The 24549-nt window shown below is 65.4% G+C and carries 21 protein-coding genes and 1 pseudogene; 12 read left to right on the top strand and 10 right to left on the bottom strand.

What is annotated here, in order from left to right; translation table 11 throughout:
- Window positions 1-3 precede the first annotated feature (3 nt).
- The 8 genes and pseudogenes from metF (at window position 4) to AQZ49_RS02990 (ending at window position 10171) form a co-directional block, all read left to right on the top strand.
- Window positions 4-915: a methylenetetrahydrofolate reductase [NAD(P)H] gene (gene metF, locus AQZ49_RS02955; RefSeq protein WP_067613434.1), complete on the top strand. Its 912-nt coding sequence runs from the start codon at window positions 4-6 to the stop codon at window positions 913-915.
- Entirely contained in the window at window positions 912-1973 is a 1062-nt protein-coding gene (locus tag AQZ49_RS02960; RefSeq protein ID WP_067612761.1) for a homocysteine S-methyltransferase family protein, read from the top strand. The genes metF and AQZ49_RS02960 overlap by 4 nt, the downstream gene beginning before the upstream one ends.
- Window positions 1973-4591 carry a methionine synthase gene (metH, locus tag AQZ49_RS02965; protein ID WP_197410895.1) on the top strand — a complete coding sequence of 873 codons (2619 nt, stop codon included), beginning with the start codon at window positions 1973-1975 and terminating at the stop codon, window positions 4589-4591. The genes AQZ49_RS02960 and metH overlap by 1 nt, the downstream gene beginning before the upstream one ends.
- Before the next feature lie 5 nt (window positions 4592-4596).
- Entirely contained in the window at window positions 4597-5691 is a 1095-nt protein-coding gene (locus tag AQZ49_RS02970) for a PLP-dependent cysteine synthase family protein (protein ID WP_067612767.1), read from the top strand.
- 52 nt (window positions 5692-5743) lie between these two features.
- A complete protein-coding gene (locus AQZ49_RS02975) occupies window positions 5744-6514 on the top strand; it encodes an SDR family oxidoreductase (protein ID WP_067612770.1) in 771 nt (256 codons plus the stop codon).
- A gap of 223 nt (window positions 6515-6737) precedes the next feature.
- Window positions 6738-7925 (top strand): annotated as a pseudogene (locus AQZ49_RS02980) (cation:proton antiporter); the annotation flags it as partial.
- 196 nt (window positions 7926-8121) lie between these two features.
- Complete coding sequence (gene recQ / locus AQZ49_RS02985) at window positions 8122-9936, top strand: DNA helicase RecQ (RefSeq protein WP_067613436.1); 1815 nt, start codon at window positions 8122-8124, stop codon at window positions 9934-9936.
- Window positions 9929-10171, top strand: a complete 243-nt coding sequence (locus AQZ49_RS02990; RefSeq protein WP_067612773.1) for a hypothetical protein — start codon at window positions 9929-9931, stop codon at window positions 10169-10171. The genes recQ and AQZ49_RS02990 overlap by 8 nt, the downstream gene beginning before the upstream one ends.
- Here the strand turns inward: AQZ49_RS02990 and ribA are convergent, their stop codons facing one another.
- From ribA to AQZ49_RS03025, 7 genes are all read right to left on the bottom strand, one after another.
- On the bottom strand, window positions 10172-11251 hold the full coding sequence (gene ribA / locus AQZ49_RS02995) for a GTP cyclohydrolase II (RefSeq protein ID WP_067612776.1): 1080 nt from the start codon (window positions 11249-11251) through the stop codon (window positions 10172-10174). It lies immediately after the preceding gene.
- A complete protein-coding gene (locus AQZ49_RS03000) occupies window positions 11248-12033 on the bottom strand; it encodes an exodeoxyribonuclease III (RefSeq protein ID WP_067612778.1) in 786 nt (261 codons plus the stop codon). The genes ribA and AQZ49_RS03000 overlap by 4 nt, the downstream gene beginning before the upstream one ends.
- Window positions 12034-12462: 429 nt before the next feature.
- Window positions 12463-13134 (bottom strand): LolA family protein, encoded by a 672-nt coding sequence (locus tag AQZ49_RS03005; protein ID WP_067613438.1) that lies wholly within the window; start codon window positions 13132-13134, stop codon window positions 12463-12465.
- Window positions 13135-13174: 40 nt separating this feature from the next.
- Window positions 13175-13342, bottom strand: a complete 168-nt coding sequence (rpmG, locus tag AQZ49_RS03010; RefSeq protein WP_067612782.1) for a 50S ribosomal protein L33 — start codon at window positions 13340-13342, stop codon at window positions 13175-13177.
- A gap of 343 nt (window positions 13343-13685) precedes the next feature.
- Window positions 13686-14480 (bottom strand): polyphosphate kinase 2, encoded by a 795-nt coding sequence (gene ppk2 / locus AQZ49_RS03015; protein WP_067612785.1) that lies wholly within the window; start codon window positions 14478-14480, stop codon window positions 13686-13688.
- Entirely contained in the window at window positions 14480-15295 is an 816-nt protein-coding gene (locus tag AQZ49_RS03020) for an undecaprenyl-diphosphate phosphatase (RefSeq protein ID WP_067612788.1), read from the bottom strand. The genes ppk2 and AQZ49_RS03020 overlap by 1 nt, the downstream gene beginning before the upstream one ends.
- Before the next feature lie 92 nt (window positions 15296-15387).
- Entirely contained in the window at window positions 15388-17220 is a 1833-nt protein-coding gene (locus tag AQZ49_RS03025) for an ABC transporter transmembrane domain-containing protein (protein WP_067612790.1), read from the bottom strand.
- A 118-nt stretch (window positions 17221-17338) separates the two neighbouring features.
- Between AQZ49_RS03025 and AQZ49_RS03030 the strand changes: the two genes are divergently transcribed.
- Window positions 17339-17761, top strand: coding sequence for a GFA family protein (locus AQZ49_RS03030; RefSeq protein ID WP_067612793.1), 423 nt, complete (start codon window positions 17339-17341; stop codon window positions 17759-17761).
- Between the two features lie 172 nt (window positions 17762-17933).
- Window positions 17934-19190, top strand: coding sequence for a polyhydroxyalkanoate depolymerase (locus AQZ49_RS03035; RefSeq protein WP_067612797.1), 1257 nt, complete (start codon window positions 17934-17936; stop codon window positions 19188-19190).
- 188 nt (window positions 19191-19378) lie between these two features.
- Here the strand turns inward: AQZ49_RS03035 and AQZ49_RS03040 are convergent, their stop codons facing one another.
- From AQZ49_RS03040 to AQZ49_RS03050, 3 genes are all read right to left on the bottom strand, one after another.
- Window positions 19379-19840: a MaoC family dehydratase gene (locus AQZ49_RS03040; protein WP_067612801.1), complete on the bottom strand. Its 462-nt coding sequence runs from the start codon at window positions 19838-19840 to the stop codon at window positions 19379-19381.
- Between the two features lie 79 nt (window positions 19841-19919).
- Entirely contained in the window at window positions 19920-21353 is a 1434-nt protein-coding gene (locus tag AQZ49_RS03045) for a putative O-glycosylation ligase, exosortase A system-associated (RefSeq protein ID WP_082701286.1), read from the bottom strand.
- Window positions 21350-21499 carry a hypothetical protein gene (locus tag AQZ49_RS03050; protein ID WP_231738659.1) on the bottom strand — a complete coding sequence of 50 codons (150 nt, stop codon included), beginning with the start codon at window positions 21497-21499 and terminating at the stop codon, window positions 21350-21352. Before AQZ49_RS03050 ends, AQZ49_RS03045 begins: the two co-directional genes overlap by 4 nt.
- 66 nt (window positions 21500-21565) lie before the next feature.
- On the opposite strand from AQZ49_RS03050, the gene AQZ49_RS03055 reads away from it, so the two are divergent.
- The gene (locus AQZ49_RS03055) at window positions 21566-22813 is read left to right on the top strand and encodes a TIGR04063 family PEP-CTERM/XrtA system glycosyltransferase (RefSeq protein WP_067612807.1); all 1248 of its coding nucleotides are present in this window, start codon (window positions 21566-21568) and stop codon (window positions 22811-22813) included.
- A 49-nt stretch (window positions 22814-22862) separates the two neighbouring features.
- Window positions 22863-24449, top strand: coding sequence for a hypothetical protein (locus AQZ49_RS03060; RefSeq protein ID WP_231738663.1), 1587 nt, complete (start codon window positions 22863-22865; stop codon window positions 24447-24449).
- Window positions 24450-24549: the final 100 nt, after the last annotated feature.

Consider the following 24549-nt stretch of genomic DNA (forward strand, 5'->3'; position numbering starts at 1 on the left):
CCGATGACCGACTGTCTTTCCCCGATCGCTGCCGATGCCCCGCTGTTTGCCGGGCTGCCGGGCGATATCGCCGTCAGCTTCGAATTCTTTCCGCCCCGGACCGAGGCGATGGATGAGCAACTGTGGGATGCCATCGGCACGCTGGCCCCGCTCGATCCCGCCTTTGTCTCGGTGACCTATGGCGCGGGTGGATCGACCCGCGAACGCACCCATGCAACGGTCGCCCGGCTGGTGCGCGAAACCGCGCTGGTGCCGGCCGCGCACCTGACATGCGTCGGGGCGAGCCGGGGCGAAATCGCCGAAATCGCCGATCGCTACTGGGAAGCCGGGGTGCGGCACATCGTTGCCCTGCGCGGCGATCCGCAGCCGGGCATGGGCGGACAGTTTGCGCCCCATCCCGACGGCTATGCCAATGCCGCCGCGCTGGTGGCGGGGTTGGCCGCGCGCCACCCGTTCGACCTGTCGGTGGCGGCCTATCCCGAAGGGCATCCCGAATCGCCCAGCCCACAGGCCGATCTCGACAACCTGAAGCGCAAGATCGATGCCGGGGCGACCCGCGCGATCACCCAGTTCTTCTTTTCGGCGGAAACCTATTTCCGCTTTCTCGATCGCGCACTGGCGGCGGGGATCACCGTGCCGATTCTGCCTGGCATCATGCCGGTGACCAATCTGGCGGGGATTCGCCGGATGGGTGGCAACACCGCGATCCCGTCCTGGCTGGAGGCGATGTTCACCGGGCTCGACGATCGCGCCGGCCCGCGCGCGCTGGTCGCCGCGGTGGTCGCCGCCGATTTGTGCCGCAGGCTCTACGAGGGCGGTGTGCGCGATTTTCACTTCTACACGCTGAACCGGGCGGATCAGGCCTTTGCCATCTGCCAGTTGCTCGGTCTGCGTCCCAGGGACAGCCAGTCATGACCATCATCCCCAGCGCCGCGCGCGCCGCGTTTCTCGAACAGGCGCGGCAACGCATCCTCATCACCGACGGAGCCTTCGGCACAGAAATCCAGCGCTGCGGCCTGACCGAGGCGGACTATGCCGGAACGCTCGGGCTGAGCCATGACCAGAAGGGCAACAACGACATCCTGGCGCTGAGCGCACCGCATGTGCCCGAGGCGATCCACCGCGCCTATTTCGCCGCCGGGGCGGATCTGGCCGAAACCAACACGTTTTCGGCCAATCGCATCAGCCAGGCCGACTATGGCGCCGAACATCTGGTGCGCGACATCAATCTGGCGAGCGCGCGGCTGGCCCGCCGCGTGGCCGACGAATTCACCGCCGCCGATGGCCGCCCGCGCTTTGTGGCGGGCGCGATCGGGCCGACCAACAAGACGCTGTCGCTCAGCCCCGATGTCAACGATCCCGGCTATCGCGAGATCAGTTGGGACCATCTGGTCGATGTCTATGCCGAACAGGCTGAGGCGCTGGTCGAAGGCGGGGCCGATTTCATCCTGATCGAAACGGTGTTCGACACGCTGAATGCCAAGGCGGCGGTGATGGCGGTGCGCCGCATCGAGGCGGCGCTGGGCCGTGAAGTGCCGATCATGCTGTCGATGACGCTGACCGATCTGTCGGGCCGCAACCTGTCGGGCCACACGGTCGAGGCGTTCTGGTATGCCGTGCGCCATGCCCGTCCGCTGACGATCGGGCTCAATTGCTCGTTCGGCGCGTCGCAATTGCGCCCGCATGTGCGCGTGCTGTCGCAGATCGCCGATGCGCTGATCATGGTCTATCCCAACGCCGGGCTGCCCAACGAACTGGGCGAATATGACGAGGCGCCGCCGACCACCGCCGGGCTGGTGCGCGAATGGGCCGAACATGGCCAGGTCAACGTGCTGGGTGGGTGTTGCGGATCGACACCCGATCATATTGCGGCCATGGCGCAGGCGGTGGCCGGGCTGCCCCCGCGCCAGCCATCCCCCGTGCCGGTGGCCACGCGGCTGGCCGGTCTTGAACCCTTTATCATGGCGTCGTGATGTCCGAACAAACTGCCCCGGCGTCCGCCGGTTCGCGCTTCGTCAATGTCGGCGAACGCACCAATGTCACCGGCTCGGCCGCGTTCAAGAAGCTGATCCTGGCGGGCGACTATGCCAGGGCGGTTGATGTCGCGCGCCAGCAGGTGGAAAACGGCGCGCAGATCATCGACGTCAACATGGACGAAGGCCTGCTCGACGCCGAACTGGCGATGACCACGTTCCTGAAACTGATCGCCGCCGAACCCGATATCGCGCGCGTGCCGGTGATGATCGACAGCTCGAAATGGTCGGTGATCGAGGCCGGGCTGAAATGCGTGTCGGGCAAACCGATCGTCAATTCGATCTCGATGAAGGAAGGCGAAGAGGCGTTCCTGCTCCACGCGCGCAAATGCCTCGATTACGGCGCGGCGGTGGTGGTCATGGCATTTGACGAGGCGGGCCAGGCCGACACGCGCGAACGCAAGGTCGAAATCTGCCAGCGCGCCTATGCCTTGCTGACCGGGATCGGCTTCCCGCCCGAAGACATCGTGTTTGATCCCAATGTGTTTGCGGTGGCCACCGGCATCGAGGAACACGATCGCTATGCGCTCGATTTCATCGAGGCCGCGCGCGAGATCCGCCAGACCTGCCCGCATGTCCACATTTCGGGCGGGCTGTCGAACCTGTCGTTCAGCTTTCGCGGCAATGAAACGGTGCGCCGCGCGATGCATTCGGTGTTTCTCTATCATGCCATCCCCGCAGGGATGGACATGGCGATCGTCAACGCCGGGCAACTCGACATCTATGATGCGATCGATCCGGTGCTGCGCGAGGCGTGCGAAGACGTGCTGCTGATGCGGCACCCCGATGCCACCGAACGCCTGATCACGCTGGCCGAAAGCTTCAAGGGCCGCGACCAGGTGGCCGAAAAGGCCGCCGAGGAATGGCGCGGATGGGATGTCGTGCGGCGTCTCGAACATGCGCTGGTCAAGGGCATCGACGCCTATATCGTCGAAGACACCGAAGAAGCGCGCCTGCTCCATGCCCGTCCGATCGAAGTGATCGAAGGCCCGTTGATGGCCGGGATGAACACGGTTGGCGACTTGTTCGGTGCGGGCAAGATGTTCCTGCCGCAAGTGGTCAAATCGGCGCGCGTGATGAAAAAGGCGGTCGCCCACCTGATCCCCTATATCGAGGCGCTAAAAGAGGAGGGGGCCCGCGCCAAAGGCCGCATCATCATGGCCACGGTCAAGGGTGATGTGCACGATATCGGCAAGAACATTGTCGGCGTCGTGCTGCAATGCAACGGCTATGAAGTGATCGATCTGGGCGTGATGGTGCCCTGGACGCGGATCATCGAAACCGCGCGTGAACAGGATGTCGATATTATCGGCCTGTCGGGGCTGATCACCCCCTCGCTCGATGAAATGGTAACGATGGCCGAGGAAATGCAGCGCGCCGGGATGACCATTCCGCTGCTGATCGGCGGGGCCACCACCAGCAAAGTGCACACTGCGCTGCGCATCGATCCGGCCTATGACGGCCCGGTGATCCACGTGCTCGATGCCAGCCGCGCGGTCGGCGTGGCCAGCCAGTTGCTGTCCGACACGCAGGCCGATGCGTTTATCGCCGCCACCGCCAATGACTATGTCGCGGTGCGCGATGCGCGCGCGGGCCGTGGCGCGTCGAAGCTGCTGACGCTGGAGGCCGCGCGCGACAACGCCTTTGCGCCGGATTTTTCCGAGAAGGCGCCCCCGCCCGAACAGCCGGGGCGGCATGTCTTTGCCGATTGGGATCTGGCCGACCTGGCGCAAGTGATCGACTGGACACCGTTCTTTCGCGCGTGGGAACTGGCGGGCACTTTTCCCGCCATCCTCGACGATGCGGTGGTGGGCGAAAGCGCGCGTGCGCTGTGGGCCGATGCCCAGGCGATGCTGACGCGGATCATCGCGGAAAAGTGGCTGACCGCGCGCGGCGTGGCGCAATTCTGGCCCTGTGCGCGCCATGGCGACGATGTGCTGTTGCATCTCGATGGCGGCGACCGCCATGTCCGCCTGCCGTTCCTGCGCCAGCAGATCATCAAGAGCCGGGGACGCGCCAATTTCAGCCTGGCCGATTTCATCGATCCCGCGGGCGACTGGATCGGCGGGTTCGCCGTCGGCATTCACGGTATCGATGCGCATCTCGAACGGTTCCGTGCCGAACACGACGACTATTCCGACATTCTGTTGAAGGCACTGGCCGACCGCTTTGCCGAGGCTTTTGCCGAACGCCTGCACCAATATGTGCGCACCACTTTGTGGGCCTATGCGCCGGGCGAGCAATTGACCAACGAGGCGCTGATCCGCGAACAGTATCGCGGCATCCGCCCCGCGCCGGGCTATCCCGCGTGCCCCGATCACAGTCTCAAGCCGATCCTGTTCGATCTGCTCGATGCCAATGCCACCACCGGTATTACATTGACCGAGAGCCAGGCCATGCTGCCCACCGCGGCGGTCAGCGGATTCTATTTCGCGCATCCCGAAAGCCAGTATTTCGGGGTTGCCACGATTGGCCGCGACCAGGTTGCCGACTATGCCGAACGGCGCGGGATCGATCTCGCCACCGCCGAGCGCTGGTTGCGCCCCAATCTGGATTGACACCGATGCCCACCCCCGCCGTGCACGAAGCGCCCGCCAGACGCTGGGTCGAATGGGCCCTGTCGCGGATCGCCGCCGACTACACGCGGTCGGCCGATACGCACCTGATCCCGGTCAGCCTGCCCGCGCTGCCGGGGGTGGCGCTCTATCTCAAGGATGAAAGCAGCCATCCCACCGGCAGCCTGAAGCACCGGCTGGCGCGGTCTTTGTTCCTCTATGGCTTGTGCAATGGCTGGATCGAGCGCGGCACCACGATTGTCGAGGCGTCGTCGGGTTCGACCGCGGTGTCAGAGGCCTATTTTGCCCGCATGCTGGGGCTGCCGTTCATCGCGGTGGTGCCCCACAGCACCGCCGCCGAAAAGATCGAGGCGATCGAGCGGCTGGGCGGGACATGCCGCAAAGTGGCCGATCCGGGCGCCGTCTATGCCGAGGCGGAACGCATCGCGGCGGCCCACGGCGGGCATTACATGGATCAGTTCACCTTTGCCGAGCGCGCCACCGACTGGCGCGGCAACAACAACATTGCCGAAAGCATCTTTGCCCAGATGGCGCACGAACCCTGCCCGATCCCGGCGTGGATCGTGTGCGGCGCGGGCACCGGCGGCACGTCGGCCACGCTCGGGCGGTTTGTGCGCTATCACCGCCATGCCACGCAGATCTGCCTGGCCGATCCGGTCGGCTCGGTGTTTCACCGCCACTGGCACGACCGTGCGGTCACCACGTTTGCCGGCACGCGCAGCCTGATCGAGGGAATCGGTAGGCCCCGGGTCGAACCGTCGTTCCTGCCGCCGGTGATCGACCGCGTCGAAGTGGTGGCCGATGCCGCCTCGATCGGGGCGGCGCGCGTGCTGTCGCACGTGCTGGGCCGTCGTGTGGGCGGATCGACCGGGACCAATCTGGTGGCGATGGCACGGTTGGCGACCGCGATGGCACAGGCGGGCGAACGCGGTGCGATCGTGTCAATCTTGTGCGATTCGGGCGAACGCTATGCGTCCACTTATTTCAATGCCGACTGGCTGGCGGCGCAAGCGATCGACACCGCCGACGACGAAGCGCGCATGACACATTTTCTGGCCACCGGGCACTACGCCGAGGTGTAAATCGGCCAGTGCGATGCCATATCGTGCGCCTGCGAACAGGAGCATCAGGCGCATGAAACCCCAAGGCAACACCATCTTGATCACCGGCGGCGGCAGCGGTATCGGCGCCGCGCTGGCGCAGCGCCTGCACGATGCGGGCAACACCGTAATCGTCAGCGGGCGGCGGCTCGACGCGCTGCAGGCGGCCATCGCCGGCCGGCCCAATATGCATGCGATCGTGCTCGATATCGACAATGCCGTGGCCATCGAGGCCTTTGCACAAGAGGTGCTGAGCGCATTTCCCGCGCTCAACGTGGTGATCCACAATGCCGGGATCATGCGTTTGGAACCGCTCGACACCCGCCGCGATCTGGCCGATGCCGAGGCAACCATCACCACCAACCTGCTTGGGCCGATCCGTCTGAACAACGCACTGATCGATCATCTGGTGGCGCAACCCGATGCCGTGATCGTGACGGTCACGTCCGGGCTGGCATTCGTGCCGATGACCGTCGCGTCGACATATTGCGCGACCAAGGCGGCGATCCATTCCTACACCGTGTCGCTGCGTGAAGAGCTGAAGGGCCGGGTCGAAGTGATCGAGCTGGCGCCGCCCGCCGTGCAGACCGGTCTGACGCCGGGTCAGGAAAATCGCCCCGGCTATCAACCGCTGAACGAATTCGCCGACGAAGTCATCGCACTGCTGCTGGCGCAGCCGACGCCTGCCGAAGTGCTGGTGGAGCGGGTCAAGTTCCTGCGCAATGCCGAGGCCGAACATCGCTTCGATCAGACCGTGGTGCAACTGAACGCCTTTGCTGCGCAGGCCCGCGCCGCAAGTACCTGACGGTTTGTTTCGAAAGTCGCCTGTCGGCGACAAAGTGCCGCCCACCGTCGCGCACCTCCGGCCCATCCACCTACAGGGTACCTTGAATGGGTGGATGGGCCGGGGGCGCGGGGTGATGAGTGGCACTTTCAAAACAGAAACTTACATACCTATTCCCGCACCGACCGGCTTGCGCTTCGCGCCATATGCGGCATGACGTGGCAAAACAGCCGGGCGGGGAACCATGGGCACCAGCGAACTCTTTCTGATCGCGCTGACGATCATTCTGGCAGTGCCCTACGCGGTGTGGCGGCTGGCCCGCAGCGATACCCACGCGCCGCTGGTGGTGGTGCAGATCATCGGCGGCATCCTGCTGGGGCCGGGCGTCCTGGGCGGGGTGTTTCCCACTGCCTTTGCCACGGTGTTCAATCCGCAGGTGATCGGCGCGCTCAACGGGATCGCGTGGTGGTCGGTGATGCTGTTCGTGTTCGCCGCCGGGCTCGAACTCGATCTGCGCGATGCCTGGGCCAAACGTGGCGAGACATTCACCGCCGCCGCCGCCGCCCTGCTGGTGCCGCTGGCGTTCGGCGCGGGCGCGGCGGCGGTGCTGCTGTGCTGGCCGGGCTGGGTCGGGCCCAAAGGCAGCTATGGGCAGGCGGTGATGGGTATCGGCATGGCCTGCGCGGTGACCGCGCTGCCGATCCTGGTGCTGTTGATGGAAAAGCTGGGCATCTTTCGCCGCCCGCTGGGCGACCGGTTGCTGCGCTATGCCAGCTTTGACGATGTCGCAATCTGGGGCGTGCTCGCGCTGATCCTGCTCGATTGGCAGCGGATCGGGCGGCAGGGGCTGTTTCTGGTCGGGTTCGGCCTGGCTGCGTGGGGCATGCGGCGGCTGATCAGGCGGCTGGCAGAACCGGATCGCTGGGCGATCGGCGTGGTCTGGCTGGCGGCGGCGGGGTTTGCCGCCGACTGGTCAGGGCTGCATTTCATGGTTGGCGCCTTTCTGGCAGGCGCCGTGCTCGACGGGCATGATTTCTCGATCGAGCGGCGCGATGCAGCGCGCGAATTCCTGCTGCTGGCGCTGATGCCGGTGTTTTTCCTGTCGACCGGGCTGCGCACGCAGTGGGGCGCCGGGCTGAACGGAATGGGTGCGGTGATGGTGTTTGGCGCGGCGGGGCTGTTGCTGGTGGCCTCGGTCGCGGGCAAGCTGATCGGCGCGCATCTGGCCGGGTGGCTGCTGGGCTGGGCACCGGGCGAAGCCTCGGTGATCGGCTGGCTGTTGCAGACCAAGGCCCTGATCATGATCATCTTTGTCAATGTGCTGCTCGACCGCCAGATCATCACCGCCGAAACCTTTACCGCGCTGCTGCTGATGGCGGTGGCCAGCACCGCGCTGACCGTGCCGATGACCCGTCCCCGCCTGGCACGCCTGGGCCAGCCAGCGGCCCCGCATCCTCCCCGATTCGGGGAGGATCGAAAACGGTCAGGGTCGTCGCAGCGTTTTTTCGGGAACCGGATTTTATCAGATATTGCATGCATTCCCGCCTGCCAACGTCGGATTTTTGCGAGAGATCGCTTTGGCAGCGCGGCGCCGATCTGGCATAGCGACAGGCGTGACCGACGCCCGACTGCACCAACCCCGCCCCGATCTAGACCAGGCCCGCGCAGAACTGGCGCGCGTGTTCGGATTTCCCGCGTTTCGCGGGGTGCAGGACAAAGTGCTGACGCGCGTGCTGGCGGGGCACTCGACGCTGGCGGTGATGCCGACCGGCGCGGGCAAATCGCTGACGTATCAATTGCCTGCCGTCATGCTGCCGGGCACGTGCGTGGTGGTATCACCGCTGATCGCGCTGATGCACGACCAGTTGCGCGCGGCCACTGCCAACGGCATCCGTGCCGCCACGCTGACCAGCGCCGACACCGATCGCGGCGCGACGATGGACCGGTTTCGTGGCGGCGAGCTCGATCTGCTCTATGTCGCGCCCGAACGCGCCAGCCAGAGCCATTTCCGCGAATTGCTCGAATCCGCGCCGATCGCGCTGTTTGCCATCGACGAGGCGCACTGCGTGTCGGAATGGGGGCACGATTTCCGCCCCGATTATCGCCTGTTGCGCCCGTTGCTCGACTATTTCGACGAAGTGCCGCGGCTGGCGCTGACCGCGACGGCCGATGCGCATACCCGTGCCGACATTCTCGACCAGTTGGGCATCCCTGGTGACGGGCTGATCATCGCGGGGTTCGACCGGCCCAATATCCGCTATACGATCACCCCGCGCGACAATCCGATGCGGCAATTGACCCGCCTGCTGGCCGAACAGCCAGGACCGGGCATCATCTATGCGCCAACTCGCGCCGGGGTGGAAAAGCTGGCCGATCAGCTTGGCGCCACGGGTCGGCCGGTGCTGCCCTATCACGCAGGCCTGTCGCCCGATGTGCGGGCGGCCAACCAGTCGGCGTTTGTTGCGTCGGAAGATATGGTGATGGTGGCCACCGTCGCCTTCGGCATGGGCATCGACAAACCCGACGTGCGCTTTGTCGCGCATGCCGGTCTGCCCAAATCGATCGAGAGCTATTACCAGGAAACCGGGCGTGCCGGGCGCGACGGCGATCCGGCGGTGGCGGTCATGCTGTGGGGCGCCGACGATTTTGCCCGCGCGCGGGCGCGGCTGGGGGAAATGGACGAAGTGCGGCGCGCCGGTGAACGCGTCCGGCTCGACGTGCTGGCCAGCCTGGTCGAAACCGCGCAATGCCGCCGCGCGATCCTGCTGCGCCATTTTGGCGAGAGCCCGCCCGAGACGTGCGGCAATTGCGACAATTGCCTCGATCGTCCGGCGGTGACCAATGTCACCGATCTGGCGCGCAAGCTGCTGTCGGCGGTCTATCGCACCGGGCAATCGTTCGGGCTTGGCCATGTCGAAAAAGTGCTGACCGGTGCGGCCGACGAACGCGTGATGGCGCGCGGGCACGACCAGTTGTCGGTCTATGGCATTGTCGGCGCGGACGAGGCGGCGCTGATCCGCCCGGTCAGCCGCGCGTTGCAGGCGCGCGGCGCGCTGGTGCAGACCGAACATGGCGGGCTGATGCTGGCGGGCGATGCGCGCGATATTCTCAAAGGCGATGCCAGTGTCGACCTGATCGTGCCCAAGACCCCGCTCAAGGCAGAAAAGCCCGCGCGCCGCCGCAAGGGCGCCAGTGCCGCGCCGGCAGGCGATCCGGGCGATGATCCGTTGTTCGCCGCGCTGCGCGCGCTGCGCCGCGATCTGGCCAAGGAAGCGGGCGTACCGCCCTATGTGGTGTTCCACGATTCGACTTTGCGCGAAATGGCCGCGCAGCGTCCGGGTTCACTGGACGCGCTGGCCGAAATCAGCGGCGTCGGCGCGCGCAAGCGCGATGCCTATGGCGATGCGTTCCTGAAGGTGATCGGGGAGTTTGGCGATGGATGACGGAGCATGGTTTGCGGCCAAGCGGTTTGGCTATGGTGCCGGGTTGCCGATCGCGTGGCAAGGCTGGGCGCTGCTGGCGGTGCTGGTCGGTGCGATCGTGGGACTTGCACGGGCATTGGTGCCCGCCCATCCCGGCTATTTCGTCGGGGCGGTGTTCGCGCTCGGCACGCTGTTGATGCCGCTTTTCCGGGCCAAGACACGCGGTGGCTGGAAATGGCGAGGGGGCCGCAACTGATCAGCCGAGCAGATGCCCGCTGCGGTCGCGCTTGGTGGCAAGATAACGGTGGTTGTGCGGGTTTGACGGCAATTCGTGCGGCACGCGTTCGACCACTTCGACGCCCACCCCGCGCAAGGCATCGACTTTGGCCGGGTTGTTGGTCATCAGCCGGATCGCGGGCACGCCCAGCAGATCGAGCATCCGCGCCGCAACCGGAAAATCGCGCGCCTCGTTGGGTAGGCCCAGCCGTTCGTTGGCGTCGACCGTGTCGAACCCCTGATCCTGCAACTGATAGGCGCGCAACTTGTTGATCAGGCCGATGCCGCGCCCTTCCTGCCGCAGATAGAGCAGCACGCCCCAGCCGCCGCGTTCCGCTTCGTCGGCCATGGCGTGGAGCGCGGCGTCGAGCTGCGGGCCGCAATCGCATTTCAGGCTGCCGAGAATGTCGCCGGTCAGGCATTCGCTGTGCAGCCGCACCAGCGGCACGCGGTCATGATCCTGCGTGCCGATGATCAGCGCGACATGTTCGCGCAAATCATCGCGCGCGCGAAACGCCACGATTTCGGCATCGGCGGTGGCCGCCACCGGCAGATGCGCGCGGGTCTGGATCGACAGCGCGGCGGGATCGCGAAAGGCGGCCAGGTCCTGCAAGGTGACGGTCACCGCCGATTCGGTGCCGGTGGCGACCATGAACGCGGGCAGGATACCCGCCATGCGCGCCAGATCCATCGCGGCGCGCGCCACATCGGCATCGGCCAGCGGATCGGCGCGGAACGGCCCGCGCAACGGGCTGTCGAGATCGTGCGCCGGATCGGCCAGTTCGCGCGCGGCTTCCAGGCTGAACGGCTGATATCCGCGAATCAGCACCGGCGCGGCGGGGTTGAATTCGCGGGTGTTGCCCAGTTTCAGCGTGGCCGCGCGCGCGGCCGAAACCAGCAGGCGCGCGGCAAACAGCCCCGGCTGCGCATAGGCGGTTTCGGCTGGCAACAGGTCGAGCGCGCCCTTTTCGCCCGCATCAGACGCCACCCGGATCGCCCAGCCGTGGCGCAACGCATCCAGCGCCTGCGCCACGCGGCGACTGTCACCGTCGCCGGTCATGCGTCAAACCCGGTGATCAGCGGCACATGGTCCGAGGGTTGATCCCAGCGGCGGGTTTCCTCGACCAGCCGGTGCGTCGCCGAGCGCGCGGCCAGCGCGGGCGAGGCCCACATGTGATCGAGCCGGCGGCCCTGATCCTTGTCGCGCCAGAACGAGCGGTACGACCACCACGAATAGTTGCGTTGCGGCGCGGGGATATGTTTGCGGCCCAGATCGACCCAGTCATGCGCCGCCGCCAGCCGTGCCAGCGCGGCCACTTCGACCGGGGTGTGCGAGACGACCTTGATCAGCGCCTTGTGGTCATAGACATCGCAATCGAGCGGGGCGATGTTGAAATCGCCGACCAGCAGCGTGGGCCGGTCAAGATTGTGCGACCAGGCCGTCATGCGTTCGAGAAAGTCGAGCTTTTGCCCGAACTTGGGGTTGGCCTCGCGGTCGGGAATGTCGCCGCCCGCCGGGATATAGACGTTTTCGAGGAACAGGCCGTGCCCGGTCAGTTCCACCCCGACATGACGCGCCTCGCCATTTGCCTGCCAGTCGTGGCGCGCGGTTTCGGTGAGGGGCAGGCGGCTGACGGTGGCTACGCCGTGATAGCCCTTTTGCCCGCTGATCGCGATATGGCCATAGCCCAGCCGTTCGAACACATCGCGCGGGAACAGCTCATTGGTGCACTTGATTTCCTGCAGGCACAGCACATCGGGCTGTTCCTGAACGAGAAACCGTTCGACGGATTCGATGCGCAGGCGGACCGAATTGATGTTCCAGGTGGCGATGGTGATCATGGGCGGGTCTTAAGCGCGGCGCAAAAGGGTGGGAACCGATTTTTTTGCCGAAGGCGCCATGACTGCCTCATATCGCGCAGAAGAAAGGCCAGACGCGCGCGTTCTACGTCGCAGGCCTGGCCAAAGTTCGTCAGAGAGGAAAACCCTCGCCCCAGGGGGGGGCGGTCGGGGCGAGGGTTCCAGCTGCGTTCGTCACGCTCCTGCAAGACAGACCGGGGGGGCTTGTCAGCGGGTAACAGGGGGGTGAACCCGCTTGGTCCGTCTTGCTGAAACCGGTTTAGACTGGTCCCGCTTTCTCCCAGATGAACGGACCGTGCAGGATTGCGCTCAAGTTGTCGCATGTGTGTCGCAAGATTTCGTCAATACTGGAATATGGGGAAGGCGGCGCCAGCCCGCTCCCCCGCATTCGCACATTCCGCGAAAAAAGGATCACCCGGCGCGATGGTTCTGCTGGCGCGGGTCGGTCCAGTGGAACACCGAGTCGTTGACCGGGGCGCCATATTGCGGGTTGATCAGGCGCACCATCGTGCGGCGCGACTGGGCATCGGTGGCAATCCACGAATCGAGCTCGAGCCCACCCGGCGCCGAAGCCTTGCGCACCATCAGCAGTGTCAGCGTGCCATATTCGGGGTGGCCGGGATCGCGCACCGCCATGCTGATCAGATCGGACCGCCCGGTGGGGTTCAGCCTGGCAAAGCGCGCGACATCCTTGTTCGGATCGAGCAGCGCGCCCAGCGGGCTGTTGCGAATCGGCCAGCGCTGCACCTGCCGCACTTCGTAATCGATCATCGTCAGCGATGTGCCGTCCGACACGATCAACAGTGGCACGCCGGGCTGATACTGGAAGCGGATCTTGCCCGGCCGCTTCATCGTCAGCACACCGGTCACCCGGCCACCTTGCGCATCGGTCTGGATGAAATCGGCGTGCAGCGTGTCGATCGCGCGCAAGGCGGCGACCGCCTGGTTGATATCGGCGGCGGCATCGGCGTGCGCAGCGACCGGGGCCAATGCAAGCACCCCCGTCGCAGTGGCGACGAGGGTGGCTGAAGCGACTGCGCCCAACAGGGCACGTCGCGGGAACAAGGAGATCATGCGGGTCATGGCCATGCTGTGGGCGCTGGTCATTGAACCCGGCGTGAACTTACTTGATCTTGGCTTCCTTGAATTCAACGTGCTTGCGCACGACCGGGTCATACTTCTTGAAGCTGAACTTTTCGGTCGAGTTGCGCGGATTCTTCTTGGTCACATAGAAGAACCCGGTGTCGGCGGTCGAGACCAGGCGGATCTTGACGGTGGTAGGCTTGGCCATGACTCTATCCTGAAACCTTGTGTGTCAAAGAATGACGTTTGCTGACGTTTTGGTGTCTTGCAAAAAGAACGGGCGGCCAACAATGCCGCCCCGCGCCCGCGCCACACCATGATGCGATACAGGGGTGGCCCGTTGCGGCAGAATCGGGCGAATGTCAAGCTGTGAGAGTCTGTATCGAGTGTGCCGCACCCTCGCCGTAGGCCGCCATAGCGCCCTCTGATCAAATCCCGGAACCGGATCCCTCCCCTCATCAGAAGGGGAGGATCGAATAAGGCCGGGTTTGGCGGTCGGAGGCTGCGTGGTGGAACAAAGCCGCCGATCGGGCGACTTTCGCAGCAGGCAGTCAGTCCCCCTCTCCATCACCACCAAACGGCGGCAATGGCGTGACCAGGCCGAAATGTTCGTGGTGCGGGGCGTGGTGCAGCGGTGGCAGGTTGAGCGGTTCCGGCTTTACGCGGGTGTCGGGCAGGCGGTCGAGCAAGTTGCGGATCAGCGTCAGGCGGCCGCGCTTCTGGTCATTGAAATCGACCAGCGTCCAGGGTGCCTGGGGGGTGTGCGTGGCCGCCAGCATCACTTCGCGCGCATGGGTATAGTCGGCATAGTGGTTGCGTGCGGCCAGATCGACGCTCGACAGTTTCCAGCGTTTGAAGGGATCGTCGCGGCGTTCGGCAAAACGCTTTTCCTGTTCGGCCTGGTCGCAGCACAGCCAGTATTTGAATAGGATGACGCCGTCATCGATCAGCAGGCGCTCGAACACCGGGGTGGCGGCCAGAAACGCGCGCACTTGCGCCGCGTCGGCAAAGCCTTCGACTGCCTCGACCCCGGCGCGGTTGTACCAACTGCGGTCAAACAGCGCGATTTCGCCGGCGGCGGGCAGATGCGCGACATAGCGTTGGAAATACCACTGGCCGGATTCGCGCGCAGAGGGCTTGTCGAGCGCCACCGTGCGCACCTGGCGCGGGTTGAGCTTTTCCGAAATTGCGTGGATCACCCCGGTCTTGCCTGCGGTGTCGCGCCCTTCAAACAGCACCAGCACGCGCGCGCCGGTCTTGGCCGCCCAGCGCGCGGCGATGCTCAATTCCTCCTGCAGGCCTTCCAGCAGGGCGGCGTAATGCTTGTGCCCCAGCTTGTCCGTCATCAGATTTTCAACAACCAGATCAGCGCCGCGGTGCCGATGACGATGCGATAGATCGCAAACGGGATGAAACCGTGCTTGCTGATATAGCCGAGGAACAGCCGGATCACCACCAGCGCGACCACGAACGAGACCACCGATCCGATGGCGATCTGCACAAACCCGACCGGCCCGCTGTGTGCGGCCAGCGCATGACGGTTGTCCCACAATTGTTTGACCGTGGCGCCAATCATCGTCGGCACCGCCAGGAAAAAGCTGAATTCCGCCGCCGTCTTGCGGTTTTCGCCCATCGCCAGCGCGCCCATGATGGTGGCACCCGATCGCGACACGCCGGGGATCATCGCGATGCATTGCACCAGCCCGATCAGAAACGACCGCTTCACCGGCAATGCGCTGACCGGTTCATAGTCGCGATGGCGCACCGCACGCTCGATCACGATGATCGCAAACCCGCCGACGATCAGCGCAACGGCCACCACGAGCGGCGATTCGAGCAGGAAATCGATCTTCTTTTTCAACAACACGCCCAGCACCGCCGCCGGGATGAACGCAATCAGCACGTTGCGGATGAAATGCAGCGATTCGCGGTCGCGCCGCAGCGCGCCGGTGCCAACTTCGACAAAAGTGCGCCAATAGACCACCACCACCGCCAGGATCGCGGGCAACTGGATGACGATGTTGAACACTTCCCAATCTTTCAGGTCATACCCGAACAGATCGGTCGCCAGCACCAGATGGCCGGTTGAAGACACGGGAAGGAACTCGGTCAGTCCCTCGACGATACCGAGCACAATGGCGGTCAGATTCATGCTATCCATGGCGCCAAGGGATTGCCGCAGCGCAGCACGCTGTCAAGGGCCGCAGCCCGATCGTCAGGATCGCACGCTGTGACGAGGCCGGCGATTTCGGCTCAATCGGTGAGTGTGGCCGCGCTGTCGAATTGCAGCCGGGCCAGCCGCGCATAGAGCCCGCCTTGCGCCGACAGCGTGGTGTGGGTGCCCTGTTCGACTATCCGTCCGTCGCTCATCACGATGATGCGGTCGGCCTGGCGCACCGTGGCCAGGCGATGGGCGATCACCAGCGTGGTGCGCGTCTTCATCAGGCGATCGAGCGCGTCTTGCACCAGCCGTTCGCTTTCGGCATCGAGCGCGCTGGTCGCCTCATCGAGCAGCAGGATCGGCGCATCGCGCAACAGCGCGCGGGCGATGGCGATGCGCTGACGCTGCCCGCCCGACAACCGGGTGCCGTCTTCGCCCAGAAAGGTGTCGAGCCCGTCGGGCAGGTCTTTCAGGAAATCCTCGGCATTGGCCGCGCGCGCGGCGGCCCAGATGGCGTCATCGTCCGCATCCGGTTTGCCATAGCGCAGATTGTCGCGCGCGCTGGCGGCGAACAGCACGCCTTCCTGCGGGACCAGCGCCATGCGCGCGCGCACCTGCTTGGGATCGGCTTCGCGCAAGGGTACGCCGTCGATGCGCACCAGCCCCGCCTGCGGGTCGTAGAACCGCTCGGCCAGCGCAAACAGCGTCGATTTGCCTGCCCCCGAAGGCCCGACAATCGCCACGGTCTCGCCCGGTTCGACCGACAGCGAAAAATCGTTGAGCGCGGCCACTTCCGGCCGGCTGGGATAGCGGAAGGTGACGTTCTGAAACGCGATCTGCCCGCGCGGCGGGCTGGGCAGCGCGATCGGGCGGGCGGGGGCGGCTATTTCAGGGCTGACCCGCAACAGTTCGCTCAACCGTTCGGCGGCGCCCGCGCCGCGCACCAGATCGCCATAGACTTCGGTCAGTGCCTGGAACGCGCCCGCCACCAGCGCGCCGGTCAGCACGAATTGCGCGATCATGCCGCCGCTGATCCGGCCCGAGGCAACGCCCAGCGCGCCTTGCCACATCAGCGCGGTCAACCCGCCCAGCACCAGCACGATCACCACCGCAGTCATCACCGAGCGGATCAGGATACGGCGTTGCGCGGTGGCAAAGGTGTGTTCCACCGCTTCGCCAAAGCGGGCCTGTTCGCGCGTTTCCTGCCCGAACGCCTGCACCACCTTCATCGCGCCGAGCACTTCGGCGACGCGCACGCCAACCATTGCCACGCGGTCCTGGCTCGATCGTGACACGCGGCGCAAGCGGCTGCCGAACAGCGTGATCGGCACGACCACCACCGGGATGCCCAGCAGCAGTTCGGCGGTCAACGCGGGCGCCAGTGCAAACAGGATGGTGACCCCGACCAGGATCGTCAGCGAATTGCGCAGCGCGATCGAAACGGTGGTGCCGACCACTTGTTCGATCACCGCGGTGTCCGACGTCATCCGGCTGGAAATTTCCTTGGGGCTGTTGTCCTCAAAGAAGCTGGGCGGCATGGTCAGCAGATTGGCTTGCACTTTCAGGCGGATATCGGCGACCACGCGTTCGCCCAGCCACGACACGAAGAAAAACCGGATGGCGGTGAACACGCCCAGCAGCGCGACGATGACGAACAGCAACAGGAACCAGCGCCCCAGCGCGTGAACATCGGCGCCTTTTGAAAAGCCCTTGTCGACCACCAGCCGCAGGCCATAGGGCACCGCGGCGGTCAGCCCGGATGTCGCCAGCAAGGCGATCCCGGCCATCGCCACCCGGCCGGGATAGGACAGCCCCTGTTCGAGCACCATGCGCAGCGGCCCCAGCGATCGGCGGCGACCACGTTCCACTTCGGTTTCGGCAGCGGGGGCAGGTTCGGCAGCGGCAAGCGGGGGCGCATCGGTCATGCGCCTTCGCCTAGAGCATTTTTTCGGGCAAGGGTATCGTCGAAATGGGGCCATGCCCGCACGGTGCCGCCGTCGATGGCAGCTACCAGGCGAGGAGACCTTCTGATAAAAGACGGTAATGCTGAAATTTACCTGTCTGTGCGGTCAAGTCCGCGTCGAAGTCGCAAAGCGGCCAGACTTCATCAACGAATGCAATTGCACGCTTTGCCGCAAGTCAGGCGCGCGCTGGGCCTATCTCCATCCCTCTGAAGTCAACATCGAAGGCGCGACCGGAGGATATAGCCGGACCGACAAGGACGATCCGGCGGCAGAAATACATTTCTGTGGCCGATGCGGCTCAACGACGCATTTCACGCTGACAAAGAGCGCCAAGGCGAAGTTTGGCGATGTCCAGACCGGCGTCAACATGGCATTGGCCGATGAACGCGACCTCGCCGGAATCGAGTTGCGTTACCCCGATGGATTGGCCTGGTCGGGCGGATCGGACTTTGGCTATGTGCGGGCGCCGCGTGTCATTGGCCAGTCCCAGGCTTCGCAATGACGGCTGGCGAGGATTGCCGCTAAGGCGAAACCCGAACTGAGACAGCACCGTTTTTTTAGGTTGCATTGCACAATCGATTGGAAAGGGCCACAATGGCCTTTCGGATTCGCCTGGTGCCGCATTGTCGCCCCCGCACCGCACCGGGTTCCCATGTGATCAGGATTGCCGCGTGATGTTGTACAAGGCTTATGAAATTCAGCGCTCGTTCCTCAACGCCGGCAGCGCGATGGCGTCGATGGCGGCCGATTGGCTGGGCGATCCGCGCTATCCGCTGGCCGGAACCGCGCCGAGCCAGGCGCTGGCCTCGGCGCTGGAAGTGTTTGCCCATGCCGCCGCGCCGCGTGGCAAGCCCGCGTTCGGGATCAAGTCGGTGCAGGTCGATGGTGCCACGCACACAGTGACCGAAACCACCGTGATCAAGCGCCCGTTCGGCGACCTGAAGAAATTCACCCACGACGGGCTGCCCGATGACGCGCCGCGTCTGATGATCGTTGCGCCGATGAGCGGGCACTATGCCACACTGTTGCGCGGCACGGTCGAACGCATGCTCGAACGCCACGTCGTCTATATTACCGACTGGATCGATGCCAAGCTGGTGCCGGTGGCCGACGGTCGCTTCGATCTTGACGACTATATAGATTACCTGATCCATTTCCTCGAATTCATCGGCCCCGGCGCGCACGTGATGGCGGTGTGCCAGCCTTCGGTCCCGGCGTTTGCCGCCACGGCAGTGATGGCGCGGCTGGGCCATCCCTGCCGTCCGCTGACGCTGACCATGATGGGCGGCCCGGTCGACACACGCGAAAGCCCGACCGCAGTCAACGACCATGCGATCACCAAGCCTTATGTGTGGTTCAAGCACAATGTGATCACCGACGTGCCCGTGAATTACCCCGGCGCCGGTCGCAAGGTCTATCCCGGCTTTGTCCAGCTTGCCTCGTTCATGTCGATGAACCTGGGCAGCCACATGATGAGCCATTACGGCCTGTTCAAGCACCTGGTGCAGGGCGACGGCGAAAGCGCGGATTCGACCAAGGCCTTCTATGATGAATACCGCTCGGTCTGCGACATCACCGCCGAATTCTATCTGCAGACGGTCGACGTGGTGTTCCAGCAGCACTTGCTGCCGCGCGGCGAATTCGTCCACCGCGACCGGATCGTAGATCTGGGCGCGATCACCGACACCGCGATCTTGTGCATCGAGGGCGAGCGTGATGACATTTCGGGCATCGGCCAGACGCGCGCCGCGCTGAAAGTCACCCCGGGCCTGCCCGACACGATGAAGAAATACCATCTGGCCCCCGAAGTCGGCCACTATGGCATCTTCAACGGGTCACGCTGGCGGTCGTCGATCGCTCCGGTGGTCGACGAATGGATCGCCCGCCACAATCGGCACGAACAGGGCGGCAAACTCAGCGCCGTCGCCTGATCGTATCCTCCCCGGAACGGGGAGGGGGACCGCGCGCAGCGTGATGGAGGGGTTTTGCCCCACAAACGTCGCTCTGTAGCGGGGCGCACCCCTTACGCTGCTTGTGCGCGCCCTGCCGGCGTTTCACCAGGCGGCCAGGCCCCTCCACCGCCTTTCAGGCGGTCCCCCTCCCCGTGCCGGGGAGGATATTACACGAAGAACTGGGTGATCCATTCGCAGATCAGCGCGGGCTTGGGCTCGCCTTCGATCTCGACCGTGATTTCCATCGTCTGTTGCCATTGGCCGGGGCGCTTTTCTTCGATTTCCAGCAGCTTGAAATGGCCCCGGATGCGTTTGCCCGATCGCACCGGCGACAGGAAGCGGGTCTTGTTGCCGCCATAGTTGACGCCCATCCGGATGCCCTTGGGACGCGGGCAATCGCTGTTCTGGGTCAGCAGCGGGATCAGCGACAGGGTCAGGAACCCGTGCGCGATGGTGCCGCCGAACGGGGTCTTGGCGGCGGCTTCGGGATCGATGTGGATAAACTGGAAATCGCCGGTCGCTTCGGCGAACTGGTTGATGCGTTCCTGCGTCACGTCGACCCATTCGGACGTGCCGACCACCTGGCCGACCAGGTCCTTGAGCGCGGTGGCCTCGATATAGTTGGGCATGCTGGATTTCCCCGATGCTGTTGCGGGGCCCGTCATGCCGCCTCGCGCGGGCGCGCGCAATGGTCAATTAATCACGCGATTAAGGTGTGGTGCGATCGTCCAGCAAGGTTCCGGCCGCGTTCGGGTGGCGCACCGCCATGACCGGTTCGGGCACGCGCGCCGGTGGCCGCCGGATCAGCCGGGCAATCCGCCGCGCCTCGGCAGCCGCCTCGTCCAGCCGCCCGACATAGGCCGCCAGCCCGCATTGCAGCCCGACCAGCATGTAACAGAACGGCTGAAACGCGATCCCCACAAAGCTGCCGCCGACCAGATAGACGATCTGCGCCTGTTGCAGCGCATCGGCCAGTGGACTGACCCAGGCCATGTCGGCGGGCGGGTCCTTCAGATAGCGTTTGCGGATGCGCTCCATCTGTACCACGCCCAGAATGTGCAGCAGCAGCCACAGGCCAAGGCCGGGATAGCCCTGTTCGCCCAGCATCTCGAAATAGCTGGAATGATAGGCGCGGGCATGTTCGATCACCCGTTCGGTGTGCACCGCCGTGCTGTTGCCGTCCTTTTCGGTGACCACTTTGTCATAGCTGATGTTGTCCTGGCGGAACGCGTCGAAACCGCCGCCGAACGGATGCGACTTGGCGAATTCCCAGGTCCATTGCCACACCGCGACGCGGGTACTGGCCGACTGGTCGGCCTGGTGGTCCTCGATCGTACTCATCCGCTCGGTAAAGCTGGCGGGCAGCAGCGGCAGCGCGATCGCGCTGCCGAGGCCGATCAGCGCAAGATAGGTAAACCGCCGCTGTGTGCTGCGCAGTTTCAGCAGGCCGAGCACCGCGACACAGATCAGCCCGGTGCGCGCCTGCGTTCCCACCGGCATCAGGATCGCCGAAAAGCTGACGCCGATGGCAAACAGGCGCACCGGCCAGCTTGGGCGGAACACCGTGCCATAAGTGGCCAGCCAGAACGCCAGCGGTATGATGCAGATCGCCACCGTCGAAATGATCGAGCCTTCGTAAAGTCCGGTGTTGTCGTTGACGAGCAGCTTCAATTCGCCATAGCCGCCGCCGCCCGCCAGGGTCTTGATCGCGCCGTCGATGATGATCACCGCCACGCCCATCACCATGATCAGCACCAGCGCCTCGATCCGCAGCCGCGTGCGCAGCGTTAGCGGCAGAAAGATCGCAAAGATCAGCGCTTTCCAAACCCAGTCCCATTTGGCGGCGGCCTCGACCGGAAAATCGGCGGTGAGCGTGGTCAGCCCGCAATAGACCAGCAGCGCGATCATCAGCCCCTGGCGCGAGGACAGGCGGATGCCGCGCTTGTCGTCGCGCACGGCAAACATCACCACAGCCAGCACGAATGCCACCAGCGAGATCGACAGCGACCCCAGCGGCCCCCAGCCGATTTTCTGCGGGCTGACGATATCGATATAGGCATAGGCCAGCACCAGCAGGAACGGCCGCGACAGCCCGGCCAGGAAGAACGCCAGCACGAATGCGGTAAGCGCAAGGTTGGTCACGGCTGGCGGTCCTGCCCCGGTTTGCGTCGGTCGATCGTCGGGCGTGGCAAGGCCGGATCGTCATCCAGATCGGCACGCTGCACCAGCCGCCAGACGGCGATCGCCATGACGAAATGCGGAATGGCAAGGGCAAGCAGATCGATCATGGTGAACCCGTCATGCGCCGGGCGCGGTTGATACCGCGTTAAGGCTTGCTGTGGCATGCAAAAGACATGACTCGCATCCTTCACGTGCTCGATCACGGGCTGCCGCTGCAAAGCGGCTATACCTTTCGCACGCGCGCAATCCTGAAGGCGCAAGAGGCGCTGGGGCTGGAAGTGCGTGCGGTCACCGGGCAGCGCCACACTGCCGCGCCCGATCCCGCCGCAATCGATGATGATGGCGCCGAACGGGCCGATGGCTTGCGGTTCTGGCGCACGCCGGGCAGTGCCGAAGGCGCGCCGGGCCTGCGCGAATGGCGCGAAGTGCGCGCGCTCGCCGATCGTATCGAACAGGTGGCGCGGATCTGGCGCCCCGACGTGCTCCACGCGCACAGCCCGGCGCTGTGCGGCATGGCCGCCTTGCGCGCTGCGCGGCGGCTGGGTCTGCCGCTGGTCTATGAAATCCGTGCGTTCTGGGAAGATGCCGCGGTCGGCAACGGCACCGGCAGCGCGGGGTCGTGGCGGTATTGGTTGACGCGCCAGTTGGAAAACCGTGTGGTGGCGGGCGCCGATGCGGTGGTCACGATCTGCGAAGGGCTGCGCACGGATCTGATCGCGCGGCGGTTTCCGGCAGAGCGCATTTCGATCATGCCCAACGGGGTCGATCTGGCGCTGTTTGGCGCGCCGCTGGCGCGCGATACGGCACTGGCCGAACGGCTGGGGCTGGGCAGCGGGCCGGTGATCGGATTTCTGGGCAGTTTCTATCCCTATGAAGGGCTCGATGACCTGATCGCGGCCATGCCCGCGATTGTCGCGCGCCAGCCCGATGCCCGGCTGTTGCTGGTTGGCGGGGGGCCGGCAGAGGCCGCCTTGCGCCAGGCTGCGCAGGCATCGCGCGCGGCAGATGCCATCCACTTCGTCGGGCGGGTGCCGCATCACGAGGTCGATCGCTATTACGCGCTGGTCGATGTCGTGTGCTATCCGCGCAAGGCGATGCGGCTGACCGATCTGGTCACCCCGCTCAAACCGCTGGAGGCCATGGCGCAAGGCAAGCTGGTGGCCGCCAGCAGCGTCGGCGGGCATCGCGAACTGATCGAGCACGGGGTGACCGGCACGCTGTTTGCGCCTGACGATCCGGATGCATTGGCGGTTGCCATGATCGCCTTGCTGAGCGATCGTTCGGGGTGGGATGATCGTCGCGATGTGGCCAGGCGCTTTGTCGAAGGCGCGCATGACTGGGGTTTCAACGTGCGGCGTTATCTTCCCGTTTACCAAAGGGTGTTAGCCACCAGGGGTGAAGCTGCCCCGATTGCCGCCTGATAGCCAAGGCCCGGTCGACCCCGGGCACCTGCAGGAACGATAGAGCCACGTGATCAAAGTCCCTCGTCCTCGCTCTGGCAAGACCTCGCAACGCGGCAGCGCCGCGCCTGCGGCGATCATGACCCATCGCCTGTTTCCGGTGCTGGTGGCATTGTGGTGTGCCGCGCTGGGCGGTCTGGGCTGCCTGGCGGCGGGTGCCGATGCACTGGCGGCGCTGGTCGTTCATCTCCATTTGCCTGCCATCCTGCCCGCTGCGGCACCACCGCTGGGATTGACCGCACGGCTGGTGCTTGGTCTTGCGCTGGCCGGGTTGGGCGGCGCGATCGGACTGGCGATCGGCGTGGCGCTGTTCCTGCGCGCCGGGGGCAAGCTGCCGACCCGGCCTGCGCGCCCGGTCGCGGCGCCCGCGCCGCGCGAAGATCCGGTTGTCGTGGCCGAACCGGCCTTGCGCGTGCGCAGCCGCGACGCCCATCCCGATGCACCGCCGCGCCGTCCGCTGGTGGTGACCGAAGACGTGCTGCCCTATCCCACCGCGATGGTCGAACCGGCCGCCGCGCCGGAACCCGGAGGCCCGACCGAACCCGACGCGATCAGCTTTGACCATGGCGGCCCGGGCCAGACCGAGCGGCCGTTTGATCCCAACAGCGAACCGGCGGACCTGCCACCGTTTCTGGCCGCTGCGATGTCTGCGGTGAACCGCAATTCCGCGCCGGTGGTGGTGGCCCCGTCCGAACCGATCATCGTGCCGGCCTTCGATCAGGCCGACATGCCCGAAGCGCGTGAGCCCGAAGTTGTCGAGCACGAAGTGGTCGAGGCTGTGGCTGTCGAGCCTTTGGCAGACGAGCATGAAACGGTTGAACCCGCGCCCGAACCGGTGGTCGTCCACGCGCCGGTCACCCCGCTGCCGCTGGCCAGCGTGGCCGCCGCTGCGCCCAAGGCGCCGCTGGACGAATTGCCGCTGGCAAGCCTGGGGCTGGTGCAACTGATCGAGCGGCTGGCGCTGGCGATTGCCACGCGCCAGGCGCACCGCGCGGCCGTCGCCGCTGCCGAGCCGGAACCGGTCGATCCGCGCATGCCGCTGCACCGTTTCGATCCGCTGTCGATGGACCCGACCGGGCCGCTGTTGCGCACCAAGAAATCGCGCGGCGATACGCCCGCCATCCGGCCTGAAGCGGCGGACGATCAGGTTGAAGCGGCCACGATCACCACGCTGCACGATCCGCTGGCCACGATGGGTGACTGGCACGACGATCATGAGGCGGAACCGTTGCCCGCGCGCTTTCTGGGCGCAGGCGCGGCACAGGCCGACACGGTGGACGAGGATGCCCACGCCGATCACGACGCGGTCGAGCATCGCTATTCCTCGCTGGCCGAGATGGCCTTGCCCCGGCCCGAACTGGTGCCGTTTGTCACGCTGGAAACCGCCACTCCTGGTCATGACCACGATGCCGCGGCGCAGGACGATCGCCATGGATCGGATCGCCAGGGTTCGGAACGCCACACGCCTGATCCCGTGGTGCCGTTCCCCAGCCGCCTGACCGGCGGCGATACGTCTTCGGCTCTGGCCCCTGGCGATGCCGATCGCGCCTTGCGCGAGGCACTGGCGACCTTGCGCCAGATGAGCGCTCAGCGCTAGAATAGCGACCGACCGGCCCAGGCCGGCGATCCGGTTGCACCGCGTGCGGCGCAACCGGACCACACCCGCTTGCCCGAGTGGGGCAGGGGGCATGGTCGCG

It is taken from the genome of Novosphingobium sp. FSW06-99 (assembly GCF_001519065.1).
Lineage (GTDB): Bacteria > Pseudomonadota > Alphaproteobacteria > Sphingomonadales > Sphingomonadaceae > Novosphingobium.

Excerpts from the sequence above, each read along its gene's own strand:
- metF (WP_067613434.1), top strand. The coding sequence starts at position 4 with ATGACCGACTGTCTTTCCCCGATCGCTGCCGATGCCCCGCTGTTTGCC.
- AQZ49_RS02960 (WP_067612761.1), top strand. The coding sequence starts at position 912 with ATGACCATCATCCCCAGCGCCGCGCGCGCCGCGTTTCTCGAACAGGCG.
- metH (WP_197410895.1), top strand. The coding sequence starts at position 1,973 with ATGTCCGAACAAACTGCCCCGGCGTCCGCCGGTTCGCGCTTCGTCAAT.
- AQZ49_RS02970 (WP_067612767.1), top strand. The coding sequence starts at position 4,597 with ATGCCCACCCCCGCCGTGCACGAAGCGCCCGCCAGACGCTGGGTCGAA.
- AQZ49_RS02975 (WP_067612770.1), top strand. The coding sequence starts at position 5,744 with ATGAAACCCCAAGGCAACACCATCTTGATCACCGGCGGCGGCAGCGGT.
- AQZ49_RS02990 (WP_067612773.1), top strand. The coding sequence starts at position 9,929 with ATGGATGACGGAGCATGGTTTGCGGCCAAGCGGTTTGGCTATGGTGCC.
- ribA (WP_067612776.1), bottom strand. The coding sequence starts at position 11,251 with ATGACCGGCGACGGTGACAGTCGCCGCGTGGCGCAGGCGCTGGATGCG.
- AQZ49_RS03000 (WP_067612778.1), bottom strand. The coding sequence starts at position 12,033 with ATGATCACCATCGCCACCTGGAACATCAATTCGGTCCGCCTGCGCATC.
- AQZ49_RS03005 (WP_067613438.1), bottom strand. The coding sequence starts at position 13,134 with ATGACCCGCATGATCTCCTTGTTCCCGCGACGTGCCCTGTTGGGCGCA.
- rpmG (WP_067612782.1), bottom strand. The coding sequence starts at position 13,342 with ATGGCCAAGCCTACCACCGTCAAGATCCGCCTGGTCTCGACCGCCGAC.
- ppk2 (WP_067612785.1), bottom strand. The coding sequence starts at position 14,480 with ATGACGGACAAGCTGGGGCACAAGCATTACGCCGCCCTGCTGGAAGGC.
- AQZ49_RS03020 (WP_067612788.1), bottom strand. The coding sequence starts at position 15,295 with ATGGATAGCATGAATCTGACCGCCATTGTGCTCGGTATCGTCGAGGGA.
- AQZ49_RS03025 (WP_067612790.1), bottom strand. The coding sequence starts at position 17,220 with ATGACCGATGCGCCCCCGCTTGCCGCTGCCGAACCTGCCCCCGCTGCC.
- AQZ49_RS03030 (WP_067612793.1), top strand. The coding sequence starts at position 17,339 with ATGCTGAAATTTACCTGTCTGTGCGGTCAAGTCCGCGTCGAAGTCGCA.
- AQZ49_RS03035 (WP_067612797.1), top strand. The coding sequence starts at position 17,934 with ATGTTGTACAAGGCTTATGAAATTCAGCGCTCGTTCCTCAACGCCGGC.
- AQZ49_RS03040 (WP_067612801.1), bottom strand. The coding sequence starts at position 19,840 with ATGCCCAACTATATCGAGGCCACCGCGCTCAAGGACCTGGTCGGCCAG.
- AQZ49_RS03050 (WP_231738659.1), bottom strand. The coding sequence starts at position 21,499 with ATGATCGATCTGCTTGCCCTTGCCATTCCGCATTTCGTCATGGCGATC.
- AQZ49_RS03055 (WP_067612807.1), top strand. The coding sequence starts at position 21,566 with ATGACTCGCATCCTTCACGTGCTCGATCACGGGCTGCCGCTGCAAAGC.